Annotated in this window: 6 protein-coding genes; 5 read left to right on the top strand and 1 reads right to left on the bottom strand. The window is 67.7% G+C overall.

The window, feature by feature from the left end; all coding sequences use genetic code 11:
* The coding region (locus A5701_RS22700; RefSeq protein ID WP_156670222.1) for a PPE domain-containing protein at nucleotides 1-206 on the bottom strand (206 nt) is incomplete at its 3' end.
* A gap of 472 nt (nucleotides 207-678) precedes the next feature.
* On the opposite strand from A5701_RS22700, the gene A5701_RS22705 reads away from it, so the two are divergent.
* From A5701_RS22705 to A5701_RS22725, 5 genes are all read left to right on the top strand, one after another.
* A complete protein-coding gene (locus tag A5701_RS22705) occupies nucleotides 679-1158 on the top strand; it encodes a GreA/GreB family elongation factor (protein WP_067759364.1) in 480 nt (159 codons plus the stop codon).
* A gap of 116 nt (nucleotides 1159-1274) precedes the next feature.
* Nucleotides 1275-1640 (top strand): GtrA family protein, encoded by a 366-nt coding sequence (locus tag A5701_RS22710; RefSeq protein ID WP_156670223.1) that lies wholly within the window; start codon nucleotides 1275-1277, stop codon nucleotides 1638-1640.
* Between the two features lie 31 nt (nucleotides 1641-1671).
* The gene (locus A5701_RS22715) at nucleotides 1672-3063 is read left to right on the top strand and encodes an FAD-binding oxidoreductase (protein WP_067759374.1); all 1392 of its coding nucleotides are present in this window, start codon (nucleotides 1672-1674) and stop codon (nucleotides 3061-3063) included.
* On the top strand, nucleotides 3064-3828 hold the full coding sequence (locus tag A5701_RS22720) for a decaprenylphospho-beta-D-erythro-pentofuranosid-2-ulose 2-reductase (RefSeq protein ID WP_067759377.1): 765 nt from the start codon (nucleotides 3064-3066) through the stop codon (nucleotides 3826-3828). It begins immediately after the preceding gene.
* 2 nt (nucleotides 3829-3830) lie between these two features.
* Nucleotides 3831-4985, top strand: a 1155-nt coding sequence (locus A5701_RS22725; RefSeq protein WP_197505038.1) for an arabinofuranosyltransferase, incomplete at its 3' end; no start/stop codon positions are given.

A 4985-nucleotide genomic window follows, 5' to 3' on the forward strand; every position in this document is an offset into this window, starting at 1 on the left:
GCGGCCGCGGCATTCATCGCCATCGACGACGGCCCGAACCAGAGCCCGGTCAAGCCCGCCAGTTCGGAGGAATAGCCCGCGGTCGCCGACTCCAGCTCTGCGGCTACCGCGTCCCAGGCTGCCGCCGCGGCCAGCAGCGGGCCCGATCCCGGACCGGTGTACATCAGCCCGGAGTTGACCTCGGGGGGTAGCGACCCAAAGTCCATGGCCTGCCCTCTTCGAACACCTCAGTCAGTGAACCCCGTAGCGAACAAAATCCTATCGCCGATTCGGACGATGGTCATAGAAAACTCGCCAAAAGATTCCTTCGGTACGGAAACTGGAAGCCAATTGACTTGCACGACAATTCGAAGCACGGCCAGGCATCGGACCCGAACGCGGCGGCCGTACTGAAATCCTCTGTGCCGCAAGGTTACTTGGCCGTGAGGGCCACGCGGCGCGGTCGGATTCCCGAGGTCCCCGCCGCACCTGGGCAAGCCAGCGCTGGGTGGACCGCCGTCCACGAAATCTCCACGACGCACTGCAACGAACCCGCCGGTGTGCGAGCCGGCGAAGCGACGCCTCCGGACCCTGTCCGGCCGGCCTCGGGGCTTTCTCACAAAAGCGTGTGCGCGGATTTGCGGCGTATGAATGAATAATCGGCGAAACCAACTGGCCGCAGGCGAAAGGTCGACGGAAGTGGCTAAGAAAGCCCAATCAGTGGCGGACGCGGCAAAAGAGAGCCTGGCCGCGGAGCTCGACCGGCTACGGCAGCGGCGCGACCGCCTCGAGGTCGAGGTCCGCAACGACCGCGGCATGGTGGGCGATCACGGCGACGCCGCCGAGGCGATCCAGCGCGCCGAGGAGCTGGTGGGCCTCAGCGACCGGATCAACGAGCTGGACCGCCGGCTGCGCACCGGCCCGTCGGAGGCCGACGCGTCGGAGACCCTGCCCGGTGGCACCGAGGTGACCCTGCGCTTCTCCGACGGCGAAGTGGTCACCATGCAGGTGATCTCGATCGTGGAAGAGACGCCGGTTGGCCGGGAAGGTGAGACCCTGACCGCGCGCAGCCCCCTGGCCCAGGCGTTAGCCGGACACAAGGCGGGCGACACGGTGACCTACTCCACGCCGCAGGGCGAGGATCAGGTCGAGCTGATCGCGGTCAAGCTGCCCCGCTAGAGCGTCCCGTAGCGTCCCCGGCGCGGCCCGCCGGCCCGGATAGACTCCCCCCGATGGTTGCCCCGCCGCCCGATGCCGCCCCGCCCAGCCCACAGTTGAGCCTGACGACACAGGTGATGCGTTTCGTCGTCACCGGCGGCCTGGCGGGAATCGTGGACTTCGGCCTGTACCTGGCCCTGTACAAGGCGGTGGGCGTCCAGGTCGACCTGGCCAAGGCCACCAGCTTCGTCGTCGGCACCATCACCGCCTACCTGATCAACCGCCGGTGGACTTTCCAAGCCGCCCCCAGCACCGCCCGGTTCGTCGCGGTCATGATCCTCTACGCCGTCACCTTCGCCGTCCAGGTCGGGCTCAACCACCTGTGCCTTGCGCTTATGCACTACCGCGGGTGGGCCATACCCGTCGCGTTCGTGATCGCGCAGGGCACCGCGACGGTCATCAACTTCATCGTGCAGCGAGCCGTTATCTTCCGCATCCGCTGAGCCAGTTGCGCAAGCGGTACCCTCTTTGACGATGTTGAGCACCGACGTTGGAACCACCCCCACCCGGCTGATGGGCTTTGGCCACACCGCGCCGTCGGTGGCCGAGGTGCTCTCGACCCGAGATCTCGAGCTGATCGCCAAGGCCGTCGCCCGGGTAGCCGAATCCGGCGGACCGAACGGACGGGGCGTCATCGCGCGCGGCCTGGGCCGGTCCTACGGCGACAACGCCCAAAACGGCGGCGGCCTGGTGATCGACATGACCCCGCTGAACCGCATCCACTCGATCAGCGCCGACACTCGGCTGGTCGACGTCGACGCCGGCGTCAGCCTGGACCAGTTGATGAAGGCGGCGCTGCCGTTCGGGCTGTGGGTGCCGGTGCTGCCGGGCACGCGTCAGGTCACCGTCGGCGGCGCGATCGCCTGCGACATCCACGGCAAGAACCATCACAGCGCGGGCAGCTTCGGCAACCACGTGCGCTCGATGGACCTGCTCATGGCCGACGGCACCGTCCGCACCATCACCCCCGACGGTGAGGACGCCGAACTGTTCTGGGTCACCGTCGGCGGCAACGGCCTGACCGGGATCGTGCTGCGCGCGACCATCGAGATGACGCCGACCGAAACGGCGTATTTCATCGCCGACGGTGTGGCCACCAAGGACCTCGACGAGACGGTCGCCGTTCACCTCGACGGCAGCGAGGCCAACTACACCTACTCCAGCGCCTGGTTCGATTTGATCAGCCCACCGCCCAAACTCGGCCGGGCCGCGGTCAGCCGCGGCAGCCTGGCCAAGCTGGACCAACTGCCCGAGAAGCTGGCCAAAAATCCGCTGAAATTCGATGCGCCCCAGCTGTTGACGGTGCCGAACATATTTCCGGTCAGCGCGATGAACAAGCTGTCTTTCATGGCCATCGGCGAGGTGTACTACCGCTTGGGCGGAACCTACTCCGGCAAGATCATGAACCTGTCGCAGTTCTACCACATGCTCGACCTGGTCAACGGCTGGAATAACGCTTACGGCCCAATGGGTTTCGCGCAGCACCAGTTCCTGGTTCCGCCGGACGCGATGGACGAGTTCAAGGCCATCATCCGCTGGATCCAGACCCGCGGCCATTATTCGGCGCTGAACGTGTTCAAACTCTTCGGCCCGGGCAACCGCGCGCCGCTGAGTTTCCCGATGGCCGGGTGGAACGTCGCGATGGACTTCCCCAACAAGCCGGGGATCAACGAGTTCCTCAACGAACTCGACAGGCGGGTATTGGAATTCGGCGGCCGGGTGTACACCGCCAAAGATTCCCGCGCGAGCGCCGAGACCTTCCACGCCATGTACCCGCGCATCGACGAGTGGATCGCGGTGCGCCGCAAGGTGGACCCCGCCGGGGTGTTCGCCTCCGACATGGCCCGACGTTTGGAGCTGTTGTAAATGGTGCTGGACGCTGTGGGAAACCCGCAGACCATCCTGTTGCTCGGCGGGACCTCCGAGATCGGGCTCGCCATCTGCGAGCGCTATCTGCAGAACGCGCACGCCCGTATCGTGCTGGCCGCCATGCCCGATGACCCTGGCCGCGACGCCGCCGTCGCCCAGATGAAGGCGGCGGGCGCGCGGTCGGTGGAGCTGATCGACTTCGAGGCCACCGACCCCGACAGCCATCCGAAGACCATCGAGGCGGCGTTCGCCCATGGCGACGTCGACGTGGCGATCGTCGCGTTCGGCATCCTCGGGGACGCCGAGGAGCTGTGGCAGGACCAGCGTAAGGCCGTCCTGGCTGCCGAAATCAACTACACCGCAGCGGTTTCGGTGGGTGTGCTGCTCGGCGAGAAGATGCGCGCGCAGGGCTTCGGCCAGATCATCGCGATGAGCTCGGCCGCCGGGGAGCGGGTGCGACGATCGAACTTCGTCTATGGCTCCACTAAGGCCGGACTGGATGGCTTCTATCTGGGTCTCGGAGAAGCGCTGCGCGAGTACGGGGTTCGCGTCCTGGTGATCCGCCCGGGCCAGGTCCGCACCCGGATGAGCGCGCACGTCAAGGAAGCCCCGCTGACGGTGGACAAGGAGTACGTCGCCAACCTCGCGGTGACCTCGGCCGCAAAGGGTAAGGAATTGGTTTGGGCGCCAGGAGCATTCCGGTACGTGATGATGGTGTTGCGACACATCCCCCGGCCCATCTTCCGCAAGCTGCCCATCTGATCATGCGTAACGCGCTGGCCAGCCTCGGCCAGATGGCTTTGGCGGCCGCGGTGGCCGTCATCGTCGCCGTGGTCTCGCTGGTCGCCATCTCTCGCGTCCAGTGGCCGGCCTTTCCGTCATCGAATCAGCTGCACGCGCTGACCACCGTGGGCCAGGTCGGCTGCCTGGCCGGCCTGGTCGGCGCGGGCTGGGCGTGGCGGCGGTGGCGGTGGCCGGCGCGGCTGGGCGGGCTGGCGTTCGTCTCCGCGTTCACCGTCGTGACGCTGGGCATGCCGTTGGGGGCCACCAAGCTGTACCTGTTCGGCATTTCCGTCGACCAGCAGTTCCGCACCGAGTACCTGACCCGGCTCGCCGACAGCCCCGCCCTGCGCGACATGACCTATATCGGGCTGCCGCCGTTCTACCCGCCCGGCTGGTTCTGGATCGGCGGGCGGGCCGCGGCGCTGAGCGGGACACCGGCCTGGGAGGTCTACAAGCCCTGGGCCATCACCTCGATCACCATCGCGGTCGCCGTCGCACTGGTGCTGTGGTGGCGGATGGTCCGGTTCGAATACGCGCTGATCGTCACCACCGCGACGGCGGCGGCGACCCTGGCCTACGGCTCGCCCGAACCGTACGCGGCGATGATCACCGTGCTGCTGCCGCCGGTGCTTGTGCTGACGTGGTCGGGCCTGCGCGCCGGCGGCCGGTGGGATCCCCCCGAGCGTCACGCCAGCGTGACGCCGGATGCCCATGGCCACGCTGGCGTGACGCTCGAGGCGCCGGCGGAGCCGCACCGCGGCTGGGCCGCGATTATCGCCGCCGGACTCTTCCTGGGGTTCACTGCCACCTGGTACACGCTGCTGTTCGGTTTCACCGCGTTCGCGATGGCGCTGATGGGCCTCGCGCTGGCCGGCTCGCGCTGGCGACACCGCGGGTGGCGGGCGGCGCTCGACCCGCTGCGCAGGCTGGGCGTGATCGCCGTCATCGCCGCCGCCATCGGCAGCACCACCTGGCTGCCGTTCCTGTTGCGGGCGATCCGCAGCCCGGTGAGCAACTCCGGCAGCGCGGCGCACTACCTGCCGGCCGACGGCGCCGTGCTGACCTTCCCGATGCTGCAGTTCTCCCTGCTGGGCACGATCTGCCTGCTCGGGGCGCTGTGGCTGGTGGTGCGCGCC

It is taken from the genome of Mycobacterium sp. E3305, assembly GCF_001666785.1.
GTDB lineage: Bacteria > Actinomycetota > Actinomycetes > Mycobacteriales > Mycobacteriaceae > Mycobacterium.

Coding starts and splice junctions, on each gene's coding strand:
- A5701_RS22710 (WP_156670223.1), top strand. CDS start 1,275: ATGCGTTTCGTCGTCACCGGCGGCCTGGCGGGAATCGTGGACTTCGGC.
- A5701_RS22720 (WP_067759377.1), top strand. CDS start 3,064: ATGGTGCTGGACGCTGTGGGAAACCCGCAGACCATCCTGTTGCTCGGC.
- A5701_RS22715 (WP_067759374.1), top strand. CDS start 1,672: ATGTTGAGCACCGACGTTGGAACCACCCCCACCCGGCTGATGGGCTTT.